19 protein-coding genes and 1 pseudogene are annotated in these 19,038 nt (G+C 71.1%); 13 read left to right on the top strand and 7 right to left on the bottom strand.

Annotated elements, in window-relative coordinates:
- The first annotated feature begins 37 nt into the window (after positions 1-37).
- The 8 genes from ADL29_RS39050 (at position 38) to ADL29_RS39015 (ending at position 7,963) form a co-directional block, all read left to right on the top strand.
- Complete coding sequence (locus tag ADL29_RS39050) at positions 38-352, top strand: (2Fe-2S)-binding protein (protein WP_053928218.1); 315 nt, start codon at positions 38-40, stop codon at positions 350-352.
- On the top strand, positions 333-1,862 hold the full coding sequence (locus tag ADL29_RS39045) for an FAD/NAD(P)-dependent oxidoreductase (protein ID WP_053928217.1): 1,530 nt from the start codon (positions 333-335) through the stop codon (positions 1,860-1,862). Before ADL29_RS39050 ends, ADL29_RS39045 begins: the two co-directional genes overlap by 20 nt.
- A gap of 72 nt (positions 1,863-1,934) precedes the next feature.
- Positions 1,935-2,843 (top strand): dihydrodipicolinate synthase family protein, encoded by a 909-nt coding sequence (locus ADL29_RS39040; RefSeq protein WP_053928216.1) that lies wholly within the window; start codon positions 1,935-1,937, stop codon positions 2,841-2,843.
- A gap of 42 nt (positions 2,844-2,885) precedes the next feature.
- Positions 2,886-3,890, top strand: a complete 1,005-nt coding sequence (locus tag ADL29_RS39035; RefSeq protein WP_053928215.1) for a proline racemase family protein — start codon at positions 2,886-2,888, stop codon at positions 3,888-3,890.
- On the top strand, positions 3,887-5,275 hold the full coding sequence (locus ADL29_RS39030) for an aldehyde dehydrogenase family protein (RefSeq protein ID WP_053928214.1): 1,389 nt from the start codon (positions 3,887-3,889) through the stop codon (positions 5,273-5,275). Before ADL29_RS39035 ends, ADL29_RS39030 begins: the two co-directional genes overlap by 4 nt.
- A 71-nt stretch (positions 5,276-5,346) precedes the next feature.
- On the top strand, positions 5,347-6,051 hold the full coding sequence (locus tag ADL29_RS39025; protein ID WP_053928213.1) for a GntR family transcriptional regulator: 705 nt from the start codon (positions 5,347-5,349) through the stop codon (positions 6,049-6,051).
- A gap of 88 nt (positions 6,052-6,139) precedes the next feature.
- A complete protein-coding gene (locus tag ADL29_RS39020) occupies positions 6,140-7,405 on the top strand; it encodes an alpha/beta fold hydrolase (protein WP_053928212.1) in 1,266 nt (421 codons plus the stop codon).
- Positions 7,406-7,429: 24 nt separating this feature from the next.
- A complete protein-coding gene (locus ADL29_RS39015; RefSeq protein WP_053928382.1) occupies positions 7,430-7,963 on the top strand; it encodes a hypothetical protein in 534 nt (177 codons plus the stop codon).
- Between the two features lie 54 nt (positions 7,964-8,017).
- On the opposite strand, the gene ADL29_RS39010 is transcribed toward ADL29_RS39015, so the two are convergent.
- Positions 8,018-9,214 carry a PP2C family protein-serine/threonine phosphatase gene (locus ADL29_RS39010; protein ID WP_078971617.1) on the bottom strand — a complete coding sequence of 399 codons (1,197 nt, stop codon included), beginning with the start codon at positions 9,212-9,214 and terminating at the stop codon, positions 8,018-8,020.
- A gap of 462 nt (positions 9,215-9,676) precedes the next feature.
- Between ADL29_RS39010 and ADL29_RS46790 the strand changes: the two are divergent.
- The 5 genes and pseudogenes from ADL29_RS46790 to ADL29_RS38985 all read left to right on the top strand — a co-directional run.
- Positions 9,677-9,892, top strand: a pseudogene (locus tag ADL29_RS46790) (class I SAM-dependent methyltransferase); the annotation flags it as partial.
- 54 nt (positions 9,893-9,946) lie between these two features.
- Entirely contained in the window at positions 9,947-10,342 is a 396-nt protein-coding gene (locus ADL29_RS45865) for a hypothetical protein (RefSeq protein ID WP_053928210.1), read from the top strand.
- Positions 10,343-10,867: 525 nt separating this feature from the next.
- Entirely contained in the window at positions 10,868-11,059 is a 192-nt protein-coding gene (gene tgmA / locus ADL29_RS38995; RefSeq protein ID WP_046929641.1) for a putative ATP-grasp-modified RiPP, read from the top strand.
- Between the two features lie 6 nt (positions 11,060-11,065).
- The gene (tgmB, locus tag ADL29_RS38990) at positions 11,066-11,995 is read left to right on the top strand and encodes an ATP-grasp ribosomal peptide maturase (RefSeq protein ID WP_053928209.1); all 930 of its coding nucleotides are present in this window, start codon (positions 11,066-11,068) and stop codon (positions 11,993-11,995) included.
- Positions 11,996-12,323: 328 nt separating this feature from the next.
- Positions 12,324-13,013 carry an IclR family transcriptional regulator gene (locus ADL29_RS38985; RefSeq protein WP_053928208.1) on the top strand — a complete coding sequence of 230 codons (690 nt, stop codon included), beginning with the start codon at positions 12,324-12,326 and terminating at the stop codon, positions 13,011-13,013.
- A gap of 40 nt (positions 13,014-13,053) precedes the next feature.
- Here the strand turns inward: ADL29_RS38985 and ADL29_RS38980 are convergent, their stop codons facing one another.
- The 6 genes from ADL29_RS38980 to ADL29_RS38955 all read right to left on the bottom strand — a co-directional run bounded on the left by ADL29_RS38980 (position 13,054) and on the right by ADL29_RS38955 (position 19,027).
- The gene (locus tag ADL29_RS38980) at positions 13,054-13,320 is read right to left on the bottom strand and encodes a MoaD/ThiS family protein (RefSeq protein WP_053928207.1); all 267 of its coding nucleotides are present in this window, start codon (positions 13,318-13,320) and stop codon (positions 13,054-13,056) included.
- Complete coding sequence (locus ADL29_RS38975; protein ID WP_053928206.1) at positions 13,317-14,504, bottom strand: acyl-CoA dehydrogenase family protein; 1,188 nt, start codon at positions 14,502-14,504, stop codon at positions 13,317-13,319. Before ADL29_RS38975 ends, ADL29_RS38980 begins: the two co-directional genes overlap by 4 nt.
- Entirely contained in the window at positions 14,473-14,811 is a 339-nt protein-coding gene (locus ADL29_RS38970) for an acyl carrier protein (RefSeq protein ID WP_053928205.1), read from the bottom strand. Before ADL29_RS38970 ends, ADL29_RS38975 begins: the two co-directional genes overlap by 32 nt.
- Positions 14,771-16,492, bottom strand: a complete 1,722-nt coding sequence (locus ADL29_RS38965; protein WP_053928204.1) for an acyl-CoA dehydrogenase family protein — start codon at positions 16,490-16,492, stop codon at positions 14,771-14,773. The genes ADL29_RS38970 and ADL29_RS38965 overlap by 41 nt, the downstream gene beginning before the upstream one ends.
- A complete protein-coding gene (locus tag ADL29_RS44360) occupies positions 16,486-17,289 on the bottom strand; it encodes a hotdog family protein (protein WP_053928203.1) in 804 nt (267 codons plus the stop codon). The genes ADL29_RS38965 and ADL29_RS44360 overlap by 7 nt, the downstream gene beginning before the upstream one ends.
- Positions 17,290-17,395: 106 nt before the next feature.
- A complete protein-coding gene (locus tag ADL29_RS38955) occupies positions 17,396-19,027 on the bottom strand; it encodes an AMP-binding protein (protein WP_053928202.1) in 1,632 nt (543 codons plus the stop codon).
- Positions 19,028-19,038 lie beyond the last annotated feature (11 nt).

Raw genomic sequence — 19,038 nt, 5'->3', positions numbered from 1 at the left:
TCCGTCTGAGACCTGCGACTACGAGAGGAGGCCCGCAGTGGCCCGAACTCCCGCCGAACTGGTCGGGGCGAACCCCGGCCCGGCGTTCGAGATCACGATGGACGGCCGTCCGGTCACCGCCCTGCCCGGCCAGTCCGTCGCCGCGGCCCTGTGGTCCGCCGGCATCCTCGCCTGGCGCACCACCCGCACCACCGGCCGCCCGCGGGGCGCCTTCTGCGGCATCGGGCAGTGCTACGACTGCCTGGCCACCATCAACGGGGAACCCAACCGCAGGGCCTGTCTGGTGCCTGCCCGTCCCGGCGACGTGATCATCACCCAGGAGGGACACGGCCATGCCCGCATCGGCGTCTGACCCGTACGACCTGGCGGTGATCGGAGCGGGCTCCGCCGGTCTCGCGGGCGCCGTCACGGCAGCCGAACTCGGCCTGTCCGTAGCCCTGTTGGACTCCTCGCCCCAGACCGGTGGGCAGTTCTACCGGCACCCGGCACAGGCCATCGGCGCGGTGCGTCCCGAGGCCCTGCACCACGACTGGCCGGCCTTCGCGGAGCTGCGTCGGCGACTGGAGCGGAGCGAGGTCCGCCACCTCTCCGGCCACCATGTCTGGGCCGTCACGAAGGAGAACGGCGACGGGAAGGGGAACGGCGAGCGGAAGGGGGACGGCGAGCGGAAAGAGCGAGGTGACGTGTGGGCGGTACACGCCGTCACCGGGGCCGACGGCGCCGAGGGGCAGCCGGTGCGGGTCCGGGCCCGTGCGGTCCTGCTCGCGACCGGCGCGTACGAACGCCAACTGCCCTTCCCCGGCTGGACCCTGCCCGGCGTCGTGGGTGCCGGGGGAGCGCAGGCCATGCTCAAGTCGGGCCTGGTGCTGCCCGGCAAGCGCATCGTCGTGGCCGGCAGCGGCCCGCTGCTGCTCGCGGTCGCCTCCTCGCTCGCCGCCGCCGGCGCGCAGGTCCCGGCCGTGATCGAGGCGTCCGGCTATCTGGGATACGCGCGCCATCCCCGCGCGCTCGCGGCCAACCCGCAGAAGCTGGTGGAGGCGGCGGTCCACGGCGCCGCTCTGCTGCGGCACCGGGTACGCCTCCGCACCCGCAGCGCGGTCACCGAGGTGCACGGCACCGACCGCGTGGAGGCCGTCACCGTCACCCGGCTCGACCGCGACTGGCGGCCCGTACGGGGGACGGGCCGGCGGATCGCCTGCGACGCGCTCGCTGTCGGGCACGGCCTCGCCCCGCAGATCGAGCTGGCCACCGCACTCGGCTGCGCCACCCGCCCCACGGCCGACGGGACCACCGCCCTGGCGCTGGGCGGCCTCCAGGAAACCTCGGTGCCCGGAGTCTGGGCGGCGGGGGAGACCGGTGGCATCGGCGGCGCCCAACTGGCCCGTGCAGAAGGGGAGTTGGCGGGAACCGCGGTGGCGGCCGGACTGTACGGGCGCCCCTACCGCGAGGGACGCATCCGTGCGCTGCAACGCCGCCGGGACCGGATGCGCGGCTTCGCCGAGGCGATGGCCGCCCGTCATGCACCGGCAGCGGGCTGGACGGACTGGCTGACCGACGCCACGGACGTATGCCGTTGTGAGGAAGTGACCGCCGGAAGGATCCGCGAAGCCGTCACCGACCTCGGGGCCAGCGATGCGCACACCGTCAAACTCCTCACCAGGGCCGGCATGGGCTGGTGCCAGGGGCGGATGTGCGGGACGGCCGCTGTCTGCCTCGCGGCCGGCGAAGGGCAGCTGCGGCGGGCCGTGGAACCGCCCGCCGAACGCCGCCCGTTCGCCGTGCCCGTTCCGCTCTCGGCGCTCGCCTCGCTCGACGAACCCACCGGTACCCGGCCCGATACCGCCCCGGGTACCGATCACTGACCTGCGGTTCGCCCTTGTGGGCGCCGCATACCACCCAGTAAAATGTCACACAATATAGAAGGGTTGACTGGCATGACCGCCACCGCCTGGAACACCACCCGCCCCTGGCGCGGGATCATGGTCGCCACCACGCTGCCCCTGCGCGACGATCTCTCCGTCGACTACGACGCCTACGCCGAGCACGTCCGCCGGCTGATCGACCAGGGATGCGACGGTGTCGTACCGAACGGCTCGCTGGGCGAGTACCAGACCCTCACCGACGAGGAGCGGGCCCGCGTGGTGCGCACCGCGGTCGAGGCGGCGGGCGACGGCGCACGGGTCATGCCCGGAGTCGCCGCCTACGGCAGCGCCGAGGCCCGCCGCTGGGCGGAGCAGGCCGGCGAAGCGGGCTGCGGCTCGGTCCTCCTGCTGCCCCCGAACGCCTACCGGGCCGACGAACGGGCCGTCTGCGCCCACTACGCCGAGGTGGCCAAGGCCGGGGTGCCGGTCGTCGCGTACAACAACCCGCTCGACACCAGGGTGGATCTGACGCCCAAGCTGCTGGCCCGGCTGCACAAGGACGGCAGCATCGTCGCGGTCAAGGAATTCAGCGGCGACGTACGGCGCGCGTACGAGATCGCCGAACTCGCCCCGGAACTCGACCTGTTGATCGGCGCGGACGACGTCCTGCTCGAGCTCGCCGTGGCCGGTGCGGTCGGCTGGATCGCCGGATACCCCAACGCCTTCCCCGCCACGTGCGCCGAGCTGTACCACGCCGCCGTCGCCGGTGACCTCGACACCGCCGTGCCGCTCTACAAGTCCCTGCACTCGCTGCTGCGCTGGGATTCGAAGACCGAGTTCGTCCAGTCCATCAAGCTGTCCATGGACATCGCCGGCCTCCGCGGTGGCCCCACCCGCCCGCCGCGCTTCCCGCTCACGCGGGAGACCGAGGCCGCGGTCCGGGCCGCCACCGAGAAGGCCGTCGCCGACGGTCACCGCTGACCCGGCCTCCGTCGCGTCCCCACCGCTTCGAAAGGACACACCGTGCGTACGCGTCATGTCTTCCACGCCGTCGATTCGCACACCGAGGGCATGCCCACGCGCGTGATCACGGGTGGCGTCGGGGTGATCCCCGGCGCCACCATGGCCGAGCGCAGGCTGCACTTCATCGAGCATCTCGACCACATCCGCACACTCCTGATGTACGAGCCGCGCGGACACTCCGCCATGAGCGGCGCCATCCTCCAGGCACCCACCCGCCCCGACGCCGACTACGGCGTCCTCTACATCGAGGTCTCCGGGCTGCTGCCGATGTGCGGGCACGGCACCATCGGGGTCGCCACCGTCCTCGTCGAGTCGGGCATGGTGCCGGTGACCGAACCCATCACCCCGGTGCGGCTCGACACCCCGGCGGGCCTGGTCACCGTCGACGTCCATGTGGTGGACGGCGCGGCGGAGTCCGTCACCTTCACCAACGTGCCCGCGTTCTGTGCCGGCCTGGACCGCAAGGTGGACGTCCCCGGGTACGGCACGGTCACCTACGACCTCGCCTTCGGCGGCAACTTCTACGCCTTCGTCGAACTCGGCGCGCTGGGGCTGCCGTTCGACCGCGCCCGCAAGGAGGATCTGCTGACCGCCGGGCTGGCCATCATGGAGGCGGTCAACGCGTCGCCGGACCGGCCCGTCCACCCCGAGCAACCGGAGATCGCCGGGGTCAAACACGTCTATCTGGCCGCCCCCGGCTCGGACGCCCGCCACTCGCGGCATGCGATGGCGATCCACCCGGGCTGGCTCGACCGCTCGCCCTGCGGCACCGGAACCTCGGCGCGGATGGCACAGCTGCACGCCCGCGGTGAACTGCCCCTGGACCGCGACTTCGTCAACGAGTCCTTCATCGGGACCCGCTTCACCGGCCGGCTCATCGCCGAGACGGAGGTCGGCGGGCTGCCCGCCGTCGTACCGACCATCACCGGCCGCGCCTGGATCACCGGCACCGCCCAGTACTTCCTCGACCCGGACGACCCCTTCCCCGGAGGCTTCCTCCTGTGACCACCGCCGCATCCTCACCGTCTTCTGTGATCTCCCGCAATCCGGCCGACCCTTCCGACGTGCTCGTGACGGTTCCGGCCCCCGGAGCCGCCGCCGTGGCGGATGCCGTCGAGCGGGCCCGTGCGGCCCAGCCCGGCTGGCTGAGCGGCGGTGCCGCCGCCCGGTCGGCCGCCCTGGGCGCGGTCGCCGCCGCCCTCGAGGCCGCCGCGGACGAGCTGGCCGACCTCGCCGTACGCGAGGTCGGCAAACCGCGCGCCGAGGCGCGCGCCGAGGTCGCGAGGACCGTCGCGATCTGGCGCTACTACGCCCAGGCCCCCTACGAACCCACCGGCGCCGTCCACGAAACCGCCTCCGGTCCGGGCCTGCTGCTGACCCGCCGCCGTCCGTACGGCGTCGCCGGCCTCGTCACCCCCTGGAACTTCCCGTTCGCCATCCCGAGCTGGAAGGCGGCCCCGGCGCTCGCCGCGGGCAACGCGGTGGTCCTCAAACCCGCCCCCGAGGCGACGGCCTGCGCCCAGCGTCTCGCCGCCCTCGTCGAGCAGAACCTGCCCGCCAGGGTGTTCACCGTCGTGCCCGGCGGAGCGACCGAGGGCGCCGCACTCGTCTCCGCCGCCGATGTCGTCTCCTTCACCGGCTCCACGACCGCGGGCCAGGAGGTCGCGCGCGCCGCCACCGCCCGGGGCATCCCGGTCCAGGCCGAGATGGGCGGCCTGAACGCCGCCATCGTCCTCCCGGACGCGGACATCGAGCAGGCCGCGGCCCATATCGCCGCCGCGGTCGCCGGATACGCGGGCCAGAAGTGCACCGCCACCAGCCGGGTGATCGCGGTCGGCGCCGCCCTCGACCCGCTGCGCGAAGCGCTCTCGGCGGCCCTGCACGCGGTGCCGGTCGGCGACCCGGCCGACCCGTCCACCGTCTGCGGGCCCCTCATCAACGAGACCGCACGCGACCGGGTCAGCAGTGCCTGGGAAGGACTCCCGGTCCTCGCGGGCGGTACCGTACCGGGCCGTCCCGGCTGGTACGCGGCCCCGACCCTGGTCGAGAAGGTCCCCCAGGGCCACCGACTGCTCCACGAGGAGGTCTTCGGCCCGGTCGCGGCACTGCTGCCCGCCGACGACCTGGCCCACGCGGTCCGGATCACCAACGCGGTCCCGTACGGACTGGTCACCTCGGTCCACTCCGCCGGCCTGGACGCGGTCCTGCACGGACTCGACCGGCTCGACACCGGGATGATCAGGGTCAATACGCCGTCCACCGGCGTCGACTTCCATCTGCCCTTCGGCGGCGCCAAGGCATCCGGCCACGGCCCGCGGGAACAGGGCCGCGCCGCCCTGGAGTTCTACACCTCCAGCCGCACCTACACCCTGTCACCGGCAACCCTGTAACCAAGGACAATGTGACATTCCATGCTGGCTATGCTGGTGATCCGCTCCGGCATGAAGGGATCACCACCGTTATGGGGCACCTGAAGCATCGCGATCTCAACGCCACCCGGGAGCGGCTGCGCGACCAGGTGGCCCACGCCCTGCGGGCCGCCCTCATCTCCGGTGAGCTGCGGCCCGGGGAGGTGTACTCGGCGCCGGTTCTCGCCGAGGACTTCGGGATCTCCGCCACACCCGTGCGCGAGGCGATGCTCGACCTGGCCCGCGAGGGCCTGGTCGAACCCGTCCGCAACAAGGGCTTCCGGGTCACCGAGGTCAACGAGCGCGACCTCGACCAGTACACCGAGATCCGCGCGCTCATCGAGATCCCCATGATCGGCCGGATCACCCGTTCCGCCGCCCATGAGGACCTGGAAGCCCTGCGGCCGGTGGCCGAGGAGATCGTACGCGCCGCGCGCGACCACGACCTCATCGGCTATCTGGAGGCCGACCGGCAGTTCCACCTCTCGCTGCTCGGCCTCAGCGGCAACGAGAGGCTCGTCGAAACCGTCGGCGACCTGCGCAAGCGCTCGCGCCTGTACGGGCTCACGGCCCTGGACGAGCGGGGCGAGCTGATCCCGTCGGCCGAGGAGCACCTCGAACTCCTCGACCTGATGCTGGCGGGCGATGCCAGGGGAGCGGAGAAGTGCATGGCCAAGCACCTGGGCCATGTCCGCTCGCTCTGGGCCAAGAGCGGGACGGGTCGGACGAGCGGGACCGCGGCGAAGTCCGGCAAGTAGCGGCACGGCCGGGCTCCCCGCGGGCAGCCCGCTCCCCGTGACGTATGAAATGTCACACTTCACACTGCCCTGGCTGTGAAAGGGATCCATGAACCCCGCCTACGCGACCGCCGACCACACCTTCACCGTCCCCCTCGACCACTCCGCCCCCGACGGGCCGGACATCCAGGTCTTCGCCCGCGAGGTCGTCGACCCGTCCCGTACGGGCGAGCGGCTGCCCTGGCTGCTGTATCTGCAAGGCGGCCCGGGCGGCAAATCCCCCCGCCCGTCGGCCGGTTCACCCGGCTGGCTGGACCAGGCACTCAAGACCCACCGCGTGCTCCTGCTCGACCAGCGCGGCACCGGACGTTCCACGCCGGTCACCGCCCGCGCCGCCGCCCGCTTCGCGTCCCCCGCCCAACTCGCCGCCCATCTCGGCCACTTCCGCGCCGATTCGATAGTCGCCGACGCCGAACTGATACGGCGTCAACTATGCGGTGAAGAACCCTGGGAGACACTCGGCCAGAGCTACGGCGGCTTCCTCACCCTCACCTACCTCTCACGGGCCCCCGAGGGCCTGCGGGCCTGCTACGTGACCGGTGGTCTGCCCGGCCTCACCGCCACCGCCGACGACGTCTACGCCCGCACCTACCCGCGGGTGCGGGACCGTGTCCTGGACTTCTACGCCCGCTACCCGGACGACGCCCCCCGCCTCCGCAAGATCTCCGATCTCCTCGCAGCCGCCGAGATCCGCCTGCCCGACGGAGACCGGCTCACCACCTGCCGCCTGCGCACCCTCGGCCTCGCCCTCGGCATGGGCGACGGCTTCGAACGCCTCCACTGGCTGCTCGACGAAGCCCTGTCCTCCGACGGCGAGTTGACCGACACCTTCCTCCACCAGGTGATGAACCTGACGGGCTTCACCGACAATCCGCTGTTCGCCGTGATGCAGGAGACGCTCTACGGGCAGGGTGCCGGCCCGACCGGCTGGGCGGCCTCCCGCGCGCTCGCCGGCTTCTCCGAGTTCGGTGCACAGGCAGACCCCCTCCTCCTCACCGGCGAAATGATCTACCCCTGGATGTTCCGCGAGATCAGGGGCCTGCGGCCGTTCGCGGACGCCGCCGATCTGCTGGCCCGACGCACCGACTGGCCGCCCCTGTACGACCCCCGCCGCCTCGCCGCCAACCAGGTCCCCCTTGCCGCTGTCGTCTACCACGACGACATGTACGTCGATGCCGAACTCTCCCTGCGTACCGCACGCGAGGTGGGCGCCACCCGTGCCTGGGTCACCAATGAGTGGGAGCACGACGGGGTCCATGTCTCCGGTGGCCGGGTGCTGGCCCGCCTGATGGATCTGGCCGCCGGCCGGGCGTAGGGGACGGTGTGGCAGGGTGCCCGCATGGAACACGCAGAGGTGCTGCTCATCGGAGGACGCGCGGGTGTCGGCAAGACGACGGTGGGGTGGGAGGTATCGGCCCGCCTGCGGGCCGCGACGGTTCCGCACTGCGTCCTCGAGGGGGACTACCTGGGGCAGGCCCATCCCGCTCCGGAGGGGGACCCGCGCCGCCGCAAGCTGACCGAGCGCAATCTCACGGCGGTCTGGTCGAACTTCGCCGAGCTCGGATACCGCCGCCTGATCTACACGAACACGGTCAGCGTGCTGCCCGAGACCGCGGGCATCTTCCAGCGGGCCATGGGGAGGGACGTCCGGATCGTGCGGGTACTGCTCACCGCCTCGGACGTCACGGCCGGTGCGCGGCTGACGGGCCGGGAGCTCGGCTCGGAGCTGGAGCACGAGCTGAAGAGCAGCGCCCGTAAGGCACGGCTTCTGGACGAGCAGGCACCCGCGGACACCGTACGGGTGGCGACGGACGGACGTTCCGTGGTCGACATAGCCACCGAGGTGGCGGCCGCCACCGGCTGGCTGGCCTGAACCGGCGGCCGGATGTGGCGTGTTGGGTTGGCGTGGCGAGCCGGTGGAGGCCCTTCAGCAGGCAGCCACGCCAACCTGTCTGCCGCCTTCTTCGTCCTCCCCGCCTTCCCCGCCCTCTCCGCCTGCTTCGTCGAGCCGGTCAGCGACGATCATCGCCACGTCGTCCGCCAGGCAACCCTGGGTGTGCCGGATCAACTCCTGGTGCAGTTGCTGCAGGAACTCCTGCGGCGTGCGGGCGCGCGCCGCTTCCATGGCCTCGGGCAGTGCGAAGAAGTCATTGTCGTGATTGCGGGCCTCGATCACTCCGTCGGTGTGCAGCAGCAAACGGTCACCGGGCACGAACGGATAGCTCTCCGCCCTGCCATGAGGCCCGATGATGAAGTCCTCCAGTCCGAGGGGCGGCAGCAGGCCGGTGGGCATCAGAGCCTGCGCCTTGCCCCGGCGCAGCACCAGCGGGGGCGGATGGCCCCGGTTGAGCACCTCGACCACGGGTCCGTCCGGCACCTGCACGATGATCGCGGTGACGAACCCCTCCAGCCGGGTCTCCTGATCGACCGCACCCGGCACGGCGCCCTCCCGCCGCAGCGCGGCCGCGCAGTGGTTCATCACCTCCACCAGTTCCTCCTCGTAGTGCACGGCCTCCCGGAACGCACCCAGCACCGCCGCGGCCGAGCGCACGGCGGGCAGCCCCTTGCCCCGGACGTCCCCCACGATCATCCGGACCCCGTACCGGGTCTGTACGGCCTCGTACAGATCACCGCCGATCTGCGCCCCCGTCTCGGCCGCGAGGTACAGACTGGCCGCCCGCACCGGACCGAGCCGGGCGGGCACCGGCCGGAGCAGGACCTCCTGTGCCGCCGCGGCGATCCGGCGGACCTGGCTGAGTTCGCTCTCTCTGCGCGTGCGCGCGGCGCTACTCGTCGTGATGCTGGCGACGGACACCAGGAACAGCGCAAGGAGGTTGGTGTAGACCTGCTGGCCGCCCCATGCCTGGTTGTAGGTGGCGGTGGTCACGCTGACGGCGAGAGCGGCAGCCGCTGCCCACATGGTCCCTTTGGGGCCCATCGTCACCGCGGCCAGCGCCGGCGTCGCGGTGAGGAGCGGACCGGTGTACAGAAAGTGGGCAGGGGACAGCTCTATACCCACCACAAGCAGTGCGATCGCGAACGGCAGACACTCTGCGAGGGTGAACAGGACCCGGCTGTGCCCGCCCGCTCCCGGTCGAGGGGGTGAGCGGAAGAACGACCACATGGGTACAGGCTCCCTCGTGGAGGCTCGCCGTTCCACTCATCACGTTTCGCTTCCGGGTGTGCGGCGACCCCGGTGCTGCGCGGATCATGCTCGTGATGTGCCCACTCGTGATGTCCGGTGCAGGCGAAGGCGGCGCACGGCCATGACGGATCCGTCGGGAACGGCGCAGCGCGGGCGCCTGCGAGGCGCGGGAAAAGGCCCGCGGCCACGGCCGCGGCCTGGTTCCTTCGCCCCTCGCAAGAGCGCCCGCGCACAGAAGGTGCCCTGTCGGCCGCAGGGCTCCTCGCCTAGCGTGAATCCATGACGTATGGGACTCCGCACAACGCTCCAGGGGCGGCGCGGTCACGCCGTCACCTCTTCGGGGACGACGCCGAGCAGTACGACGCCGCTCGGCCCGGCTATCCCGGGCAACTGATCGAGGAGGTCCTGGACTTCTCGGCGTTGGGCGACGGTGCCCGGGCTCTGGAAGTAGGCGCCGGCACAGGCAAAGCGACGCTGGCCTTCGCAGCGGTCGGCACACGGATAACGTGCGTCGAACCCGATGTCCGAATGGCGCGAGTGCTGCAACGTCATTGCCGTGCGTGGCCCCAAGTAACGGTTGAATTAGCCGACTTCGAGAGCTGGCGGCCCGCGCGGCGATACGGGCTGCTGTACTGCGCGCAGGCATGGCACTGGGTCGACCCGGACGTACGCTGGGCAAGAGCAAAAGCCGCCTTGTCCCAGGGGGGCGCGATGGCTCTCTTTTGGAACCACTGGTTTCTGGAGTCCGACGATCTCGTGGCCCGGCTGACCCACGCCCATACCCGGCACGGCGTCGGCATACCCGAGCACACCATCCTGGATCCCCGCCCCCGCCCCGCACACCACGGCGCCGATGCGCGCCAGTGGCGCGATATGGCGGCGGCGGGATTCGTCGATCTGGAGCATCGCCTGTACGAATCCGTCCATGAGCGTTCCCTGTCCGCCCTGATCGGTCTGTTCGCTTCCTACTCGGGCTATCGGGCACTTCCGCACCGGGCGCGGGAGCGGATCTTCGGGGACATGGCCCGCATCGTGGATGAACAGCGCCGAGATGTGCGGGTGAAGGTGAAGACAAGCCTCTTTCTCGGGCGTACGAGCGCGGACTGACGCGGAATGAGTACGCAGTGGTCGAGGAGTGACCGGATCCTGTCGCCGAGTTGAGGTCCGGGGTCGCGCCCGGCAAAACGCAGATATCACTAACCGTCACTGGCCACCGACGCCACGCGTTCAAGTTCAGTAGTGAGTTCAGTGACGCGTTCCCTTCCCTCACCGCCTCATCCTCGCTCATCAGTGACCAGAAGTAACTCGGGTAACTCCTGGGCGAGTCCCGTCGATGCGGGATATGCGCCCGCGTGTTCGCGGCCTCCGGAAGGCGCTGTTGAGGCTGTTGTGCGCCCCTTCACGCCGTAGCGGGAATTGCACACGCGGCGTAGCGCCGCTCTCACCCTCAGGTGATATGTATCGGTCCGCGGATACGTTCTGTCGCCAGTCGCGTCAAGTGGATCGCGGGAAACGAGCAAAGGCGGCAACTATTGACCGAATAGTCGCGTCATCTGTGCAGAGTTGTTCGATGGAATACCCGTCCCTGACCATGTCATGGGGGGCGGAACACGGGGTTTTGAAGGAGAAGCTATGCGACCGTTTGCGTTGAGCTACGCCCGTCCGGCGGTGAAGCCGGCGGCTGCAACTCCCTACACCTACGACGCCACACGGCAGCTCAACGTCCTGCCCGACGGTCGTGCGGCCACCAGCAGCCGGGCGGTCCTGCTGGCCACCGGGACCACCGCTTCCACTGCCGGTTCCAAGACCCACTTCGACGACTGAACGTCGATGACCGTTCTGGTTCTTACCTGCGAGGAAGACCTGACCGCGGACATGGTCGTCGCGAAGCTGCACGACCTCGGTGTGCCGCTCGTCCGCCTCGACCCCGCCGATCTGCCCGGCAGGGTCGACCTTTCGGCGGACTACGGCAGCAACGGCTTCCACGGCTTTCTCAAGACGAACGAACGCATGGTGAGCCTGAGCAGCCTGCGGTCGGTGTGGGTCCGTCGGCCGGGCACGCCCGGCACCCGTGCGGAGGAACAGTCGACCTGGCTCACCGCGGAGGCCGAGCAGGCGCTGTACGGCATGCTCACCTCCACCCGGGCTCGCTGGATGAACCATCCCGCGGCAGCGGGGCAGGCCCGCTACAAGCCCTGGCAGCTCCATATCGCCCAGCAGAGCGGCTTCGTCGTGCCCGCCACGCTGATCACCTCGTTCCCGGCGGTGGCGCGTCAGTTCGCCGCCACGTACCAGGATCTCGTGGTCAAGTCGGTCTCCGGAAAGCACCCGGGCGACCCTCCGATGGTGCTGCCCACCACCCGCATCAGCCCCGATGCGGACTTCTCCGCGGTCGCGGCCGGCCCGACCCTGCTCCAGCAGCACGTACGCAAACAGGCCGACATCCGGCTCACCTGCGTCGGCGGCAACCTCTTCGCCGCCCGCAAGGAAGCCGACCCCGACGAGGTGGACAGCCGTTTCACCGAGCACGGCGCCTGGAAGCCGGCCGAGGTGCCCGACCTCGTCCGCCGGTCGGTGAGCCTGTACATGACTCGTACTCAACTTGCTTATGGGGCATTCGACTTCGCCGAAGACCGCGATGGGACCTGGTGGTTCCTCGAGTGCAACCAGGGTGGCCAGTTCGGATTCGTTCAGCTCGATACCGACCAGCCCATCGCCGAGGCCATCGCCGCCTGGCTGGCGGAGGAGCCCCTCGACTGAGGCCTGGTACCGGCGTACGAGGACCCTCGGGTAGGTACGGCACCGGCGCGCACCGCCCCCCGGGAGGTGCGCGTCCCACGGTCCTTCCACGGGCACCAGTAGCCGCGGGCCCCGCGAGCGGGGTGCAACCGTGCGCCGTTGTGGAGGGGTTGTCTCCGTTTGTAAGGGAGGGTCAACTGGGGGAGGAAGCCGGCCCGGTTGCCGCATGGGGGGACGTCGCCGGGGCCCGTACCGGAGGTGTGTGCGCGTGGTACTTCGCGTGGCGTCAGAGGTGTCGGACCGCGCTCGGGGCCGATCGGCGCTGCCGGACAGTACCGCCCAGGAGAGCGTGACCGGTGTCGTGCGCAGGGTCGGCGTGATCCTGGCGGAACTGGCCGAAGCGGCGACTCCCCTGTCGCTCGCGGAGCTCACCTGCCGTACCGGCCTGCCCAAGACCACGGTCCACCGGCTGCTGGCCGCGTTGTGCGGCACCGGCCTCGTGCGCCGTGCCGACCCCGGCTATCTGCTCGGCCCGGCCGCGTCCCCGGCCTGGGACCCCGTACCCCACCGGGCTCCCCTGACGCTGCCACGCCGGTGCTTTCTTCCCCACCTGGTCGAGCTCTACGAGAAGACGCACCAGATGGTGAGTCTGTGCGTTCTCGTGGGCGATGAGGTGGTGTTCATCGAGCGGATCTACGGACACGACCGGGTGGACGACGGTGCTGACGACGTCGACCGGGTACCGGCGGGGCACACCGCCGCGGGACGCGTGCTGCTGGCCTTTGCCTGGGCCGTACGGCCTGATGAAGGGCTGGAACGGTGCCTGGCCGGTATCCGGCGCCGCCGGGTCGCCGTCCACACCGCCGCGTGCAACGCCGGTGTGATCTGCGCTGCCGCTCCGGTGGTCGGCCGCGCCGGGCGGGTGGTGGCCGCGGTGGAGATCGTCGGCTGCTCCCCGGCGATGGGGGTGACGGCGATGGTCGACCAGGTCCGCAGGACGGCGCTGGCGATCTCCGCCGCGGCCCGCTGCCTCGGCTGAGGCCCGGTGGGCGGGGCATGCGGCCCGCCGGGGGAGCGGTTCAGCCTCCGGCGACGGCGGTGAGGATCTCCACCATGTCGCCTTCCTGCAGGGCGAGTTCATCGTCCGGGGCGGACACCAGCTCGCCGTTGAGCACTACCCGGTGGGTCCGGCGCAGCCTTCCGGTGTTGTCCCGCAGCACCTGCCTGAGCTGGGGATGCCGCTCCTCCGCCCAGTGCAGGGCCTCGCCGAGTGTCCCGGCGGGGATGGTGAGCACGCGGTCGAAGCCGACGAAGCGCTGCAAGGTGCCGCTGAAGTGCAACATCATGAGGGTGCTTCCCTTCCTGTAACGGTGTGACAGGCCGAAACCGAGGTGGTGCCCAGCAGCACTTCGAGGGTGTCCTGCGCGCCGGCGGCCACCACGAGGTCGGTGAAGTCGCGCAACGCCCTGCCGTAGCGGGGATCGCCGTAGCAGGAATGTCCGCCGAGCACCCGGACCGCCTGGTCCGCGACGTACCGCACCTGCTCGACCACGAAGTGCTTGGCGGCTGTGATGACGGGATCGAAGAGGGGATCGCTCCGGCCGCTCTCGGCCCGGTCGAAGGCGCGGTGCAGCATGGCCTGCGCAGCCTGCAGGGCGATGTACATCCGCCCCAACGCCCCTTGTACGTTGGGCATCTCGCAGAGCGGACGCCCGTACCGGGTGGTGGTGGCCAGGCGGTGGATGCACCGTTCCAGGAGTGCTCTGGCCCGACCGAGCGGTCCGCACGCGGCCACGAGGCGTCGTGCGTTGAGGAAGCGCTGTGCGTGGCCCAGGCCGTCCGTTGCGGTGACGATACGGGCGGCGGGGACGGGGGTGTGGTGGAAGGTCATGGTGCGGGGGCCGTTGGTGCGGTGGCCCAGAGACGCGGTGGGCCCGAATTCCACTCCGGGGTCGTCGCGCTCGACGATCAGCGCCACCATGTCGCCGTTGTCGTCGCGGGCGTAGGTGAGGAACACGTCGGCCAGGGCGGCGCCGCTGACGTGGGTCTTGTGTCCGGTGAGCCGGTATCCGTCGCGGGTGCTGCGCAGCTGGGTGACCAGTGCGAACGGGTCCGCGTCCTCGGAGTAGGCCAGGGCCGCCAGCGAGGTCCCGGCGACGATCGGGCACACATACTGCCGGGCCGGTTCACTGCGGTCCGCCGTGCTGCGGTCCGCCTCCAACAGGGCGGTGACGACGCCCGCTTGCATGCTCACGGTGTAGGGCACCGCATCGTCCTCGCACAGATAGCCGATCTCCTCCAGCACCCGCCCCCAGGCACGGGGACCGGCGCCCTCTCCGCCGGCCCCGCGGGGCAGCGCGAACGACGTCAGGCCGGCGTCGGCCGCGGCCTTGGCGAACCACCGGGGGAGCGGTTCACCGGCCTCGTACCGCTCGGAGGCATCGGCGTTCACTCTTGCCAGCAGCGCGCCCCAGCGGTCGTGTACGAGGGCCGCGAGGTCATCGTGACCGGTCCACAGGGGCGTCGGCACCCACCTCACCAGCCTCCCTCTCGCTCGTGCGGACATCGGCTGCCAGGAGACGGGCGAGTTCCCCGAGGCCGGATGCGGCGAGTTCGGCGATCGGCACGCGGACTCCGAGATCCTCCTCGATGATCACCGAGATACCGGCGATGGTGACGGAATCAAAGCCCTGTGCCTCCAGGGGTTGGTCGAGTGCCACCTGGTCAGGTGCGGTTCCGAGGCAGCCGGCGAGCAGTGAGCGCAGATAGGCGGCGGCGTGTGTGTGCCGGTCCGCGTCACTGGACCGCAGCACCGCCGCGGCGGTTGGCCTGTCCATGATGTTGTCCCTTGCTCGGCGGTGGAAGAGAGAGCAGCGAGGGCCAGCGACCCTCGCTGCAGACTCGCGAGAGCCAGTCCACGAGGTCGTCCTCGGGAAGCCCGGCAGCAGGCTCCGGGGGACCGAGGCCGAGCTCCGCCAGCAGGCGGTCCCAGCACGCGGCCAGCCACTGCGGGGTGGCGAGTTCGGGATCCAGGAGCCGACGGTTGTGCACCCAGGTGTGCCTGCAGGCGGCGGCCGTGTGCAGGAGGCAGTGCCGGCGGGCGAGGGCGTACGCCGTACGGGGCGTGCCGTGCGTCCAGGTCAGGGCCTGGATCCGTCGGGTGAGGCCGGTCCGCTCGGCGTCGAAGAGCGCGAACCGGCCGGCGAGGCGGGGGCCGTCCCATGCCTGGGTGATCTCGTCCCGTGCGACCGGCCTCAGCTGAAGCCCCGTGTGCCTGGGACGCCACGGCGGTGCCGGCGTCGTCAGGGAGAACAGGCTCGTCGGGTCCAGGTCAGGGCCCCGGTCCTGCGCATGCGGGGCGGCCACGCTTCTCAGTGCGGAGGCGATGAGGTTCAGCTGCACCATGGAGGTGCCGTCCAGGATGCCCATCACGGCGCTGTCGCGCGCGAACTTCTGCAGCATGCCCGACGCCGGTCCCTCGCGCAGAAAGAACCGGGCACTCAGCACCCGCGCCGCGTTCCGTACGGTTCTCTCGCACAGCAGCGGCACCATGTACTTGGCGACCGAAGACCACAGCCGGGACCGGTCCGCGCCGAGCGTGAGAGCGCGGGCGGCCGAGACCGCGACGCACTCCGCCGTCAGAAGATCCAGGCAGGCCGCTGACAGGCGTTCCCGCACCGGCGGCAGGGCCAGCAGGTTCTGGCCGTACAGCCGCCGTTCGCGCGCCCAGTCGGCCGCGATGCGTAATGCGCCGTCGGCGGCACCCAGGGCGATCCCGCAGGCAAGCACGCGCACGTAGGACGAGGCGGTCAGCAGCATTTCCAAGCCGCGCCCGGCACCGCCGAGTCGGGCGGATACGGGAATCTCGCAGCGGTCGAAGGCGATCCCGCTGAGATCGTTGCCGCGCAGGCCGAGCGTGGGAACCTTCGGCAGGTGCCGGAAGCGGTCTGCCGGGAGGGCGCGCTTGTCCAGGAGGAACAGCCCCAGGCACGGCCCACTGCGAGCCAGTACCGTGCAGAACGTCCCCCGGGTGGCATTGCTGATCAGCCGTTTCTCGCCGTCCAGCCGGAACCCTGCCCGGGTGGGGGTTGCGGTCGTCTCGGTCGCGAGCAGATCGCTGCCGGCCCGGTCCTCGCTGATCGCGATGGCCCCGAACTCGCCGGCCGCCAGTCGCTCCGCCACCAGGGCGCGCTGCGCCGCGGTACCCCACATCCAGACCGGAAGACCGGCGAAGAGGGACGCGCCGTGTCCCACGGCCAGTACGGGGTCGCGGCGGGCCAGCACCCTCAGCAGGCTCAGCAGTTCCTCGAAGCAGGTCAGCCGTCCCCCTTCGCCGGTCGGTGTCAAGTGCCGGGAAATTCCCCACTGGTGGGCCACCTCGAACGCCTCGTCGGGGCGTTGCTCCCGTTCGTCCCGTGCGATCAGGCTGCGATACGGGACCGGAGCGGCGGGGTCGAACGGGTTGCCGAGCGTGGCTTCCAGAGCCACCGATGACCGGTACGCGGCGGGGGTCACCATTGCTCCACCACCACGGCGTGGTTGCTGCCGCGGGATCGCACCAGGTGGGTGAAGGCGAGGTGGGGGTTCCGCTGCCAGGCGCCGCTGGCGATCTCGCCCTGGTCGAACAGGTAACAGGGCTTGGACAGTTGGGCGTCCAGGCTGCGCAGGGGATGCCGCAATCCCGCGCGCAACGGCGGGAGGCGCTGGCCGTGGTCGAGGATGAGCCGCTCCCGGCCGGCTGCGGCCAGGGCGATCAGCTCGGTCCAGGCCCATTGGTCGGCGACCTCGCAGGCCGCTCGGTGGATCAGGAACGGCGATGCGGACCGGGCAAGGGGAGGGTCCGCGCTGTCCAGGCTTCGGCGGAGTCCGGGCACGGGCGAGAGGTGGGGCGTCCCACGGATCTCGTCCTCGGGGAACCGGCCGAGCAGCTCCGGCCCGAGCGGCGCCGGCTGTGCGGACAGCGAGGGGTCCCCGTCCAGGTGGACCGGGACCGTCACGAGGTGCACCCGTACCGCCACGGCCGAGGTGTGCTCTGCCCCGGCCCCGATGCAGGTCTCCCACTCCATCTGCCGGCCGCCGTGACGAACCCGCCCTTCGACCCTGACCTGCAGCTCGTCGGCGTCGTCGAAGCGCAGCGGACGCTCGTAGCGGATCCGGACCGACCACACCACCAGACCGGTGCGGTACTCGGTCAGCAGCCTTCGGTAGCTGACCAGATGCTCACAGAGCCAGCGCGCGATCGCCGTGTGGGCGATGCGGCCCGCCATGACCGGCTGGAGCTGGAGCGGGGTGAACAGACTGGTGTCACATGGCAAGGAGTACCGACAGTCGCGTACCACAGACCTCACCGTCCTCATCTACGAACCGTCCCCATCTCCGAACCGCCCTCATTCCCGAACCGTCCTGGTCCCTGGACCGTCCTCACGCCTGGGCGGGGCCGAAACGGACGGTGGTCTCCACCGGTAACCGGCCCCGGACGTAAAGGTCGTGCAGGCGCCTGCGCTGCAGCTTCCCGCTCGATGTGCGCGGCAGGGCGCCGGCCGCGATGACGACGCCCGCCGAGGGGCCGACGCCGTGCCGTTCGACCAGCCCACGCCTGGCCACACGGCATGCCTCCGCCCAACTTCCGTGCGGAGCGGTCCGGTTGCGGTGCATCTCGGCGACGAAGACATACCCGCCCTCGCCGTCCGCGACGGCCGCACAGCGGTCCTGTCCGATGGCCAGGAGACCGCTCACGGTCGCCTCCAGATCGGTGGGATAGAGCTTGCGGCCCACGGTGAGGATCACATCGTCGGCCCGTCCCACGATGTACAGCTCACCGCCCTGAATCGCGCCCAGGTCGTCGGTGACCAGCCAGTCGTCCGCCCAGAGCGGCTCCACATCGCCCGTGTACCCGGTCATCAGGCAGTCGCCGCGCAGCTCGATCCTGCCTGCCTCGCCCGGGACCCGTGCCTGGACACCGGCCACCGGGAGGCCGCAGGAGACCAGCTCGACCCCGGTCCCCGCCGGCTGCCAGCGCAGCTCACCGAGCGCGGCCGGTTCGACGCGGACCGACGTCCAGGGCTGTTGCGGCGCCACCAGGCTCACCGCAACCGACGCCTCGGCCATGCCGTAGCCCGGACACAGCGCCGTCTCGTCGAACCCGTACGGTGCCATTGCGGCGGCGAACCGGCGCAGGCTCTGCCCGCGGACCGGTTCCGCGCCGACGACGACGGCCTGCAGCGCACCGAGGCCGCCACCGGGGCCGCCGCTGACGCCCATGTACCGCGCCACCAGGTCGAGCGCGAAGTCCGGCGTCCAGGTGACGGTGGCCGACCGCTCGGAGCAGGCCCGCAACCAGCTGCGGAGGAACCAGCTCGGCGGCATCAGCGTCAGCTCCCGGGCGGCGCAGGGCTGTCCCATCCCGGCCAACGTGGCCAAGGCCGCGGCAACGAGCCCCATGTCATGCGAGAGCGGACACCACGAACAGCACACCAGCCCGTCCGCGGCACCGCCCAGCCGCTCCAGCAGCGCCAGAACATTGGTGGCGATTGCCTCAGAGGTCAGACGGACGCCCTTGACCGTGCCGGTGCTGCCCGAGGAGAACTGCACCAGATCGCCGGCACCGGTCGCCGCCCATCGGCGGCCGTGCTGCGCACACGAGGCGACGTCCACGACATGCGGGGCCAGAGCGTCGACCAGGCCGAGGGACTCACCGGGCACGGCGAGAATCTCGATCTCCATCCGACGGCAGATGTCTGCCAGGGCGGACCGGTGCTCTGTGGCAGTGACACCACGGCCCGGCTGTGGCAGCGAGACCGCGGTCAGCCCCGCCCGCCAGGCTCCGAAGAGCGTGCTGAGACAGTCCGGCGAGGCAGCCAGCAGCAGGCCGATCGGTTCCCCCGGACCGGCGCCCAGGTCCCGGAAGCAGGCGGCAGCGGCCTCCGAGCGCCGCCACAGTTCCGCAAACGGGATCTGCTGGACCCGCGGGCCCGAGGACAGGCCGAGGAATCGCGTGGTGCCGGTGCCGGAGGCGGCTGCCGCCAGCAGTTCGGTGAGCGTGTGCCGTGCCATCTGCCGCCTCG

Source organism: Streptomyces chattanoogensis (genome assembly GCF_001294335.1).
Lineage (GTDB): Bacteria > Actinomycetota > Actinomycetes > Streptomycetales > Streptomycetaceae > Streptomyces > Streptomyces chattanoogensis.
The sequence above is the reverse complement of the archived record's forward strand: the minus strand, read 5'-3'. Positions and strand labels throughout refer to the sequence as shown.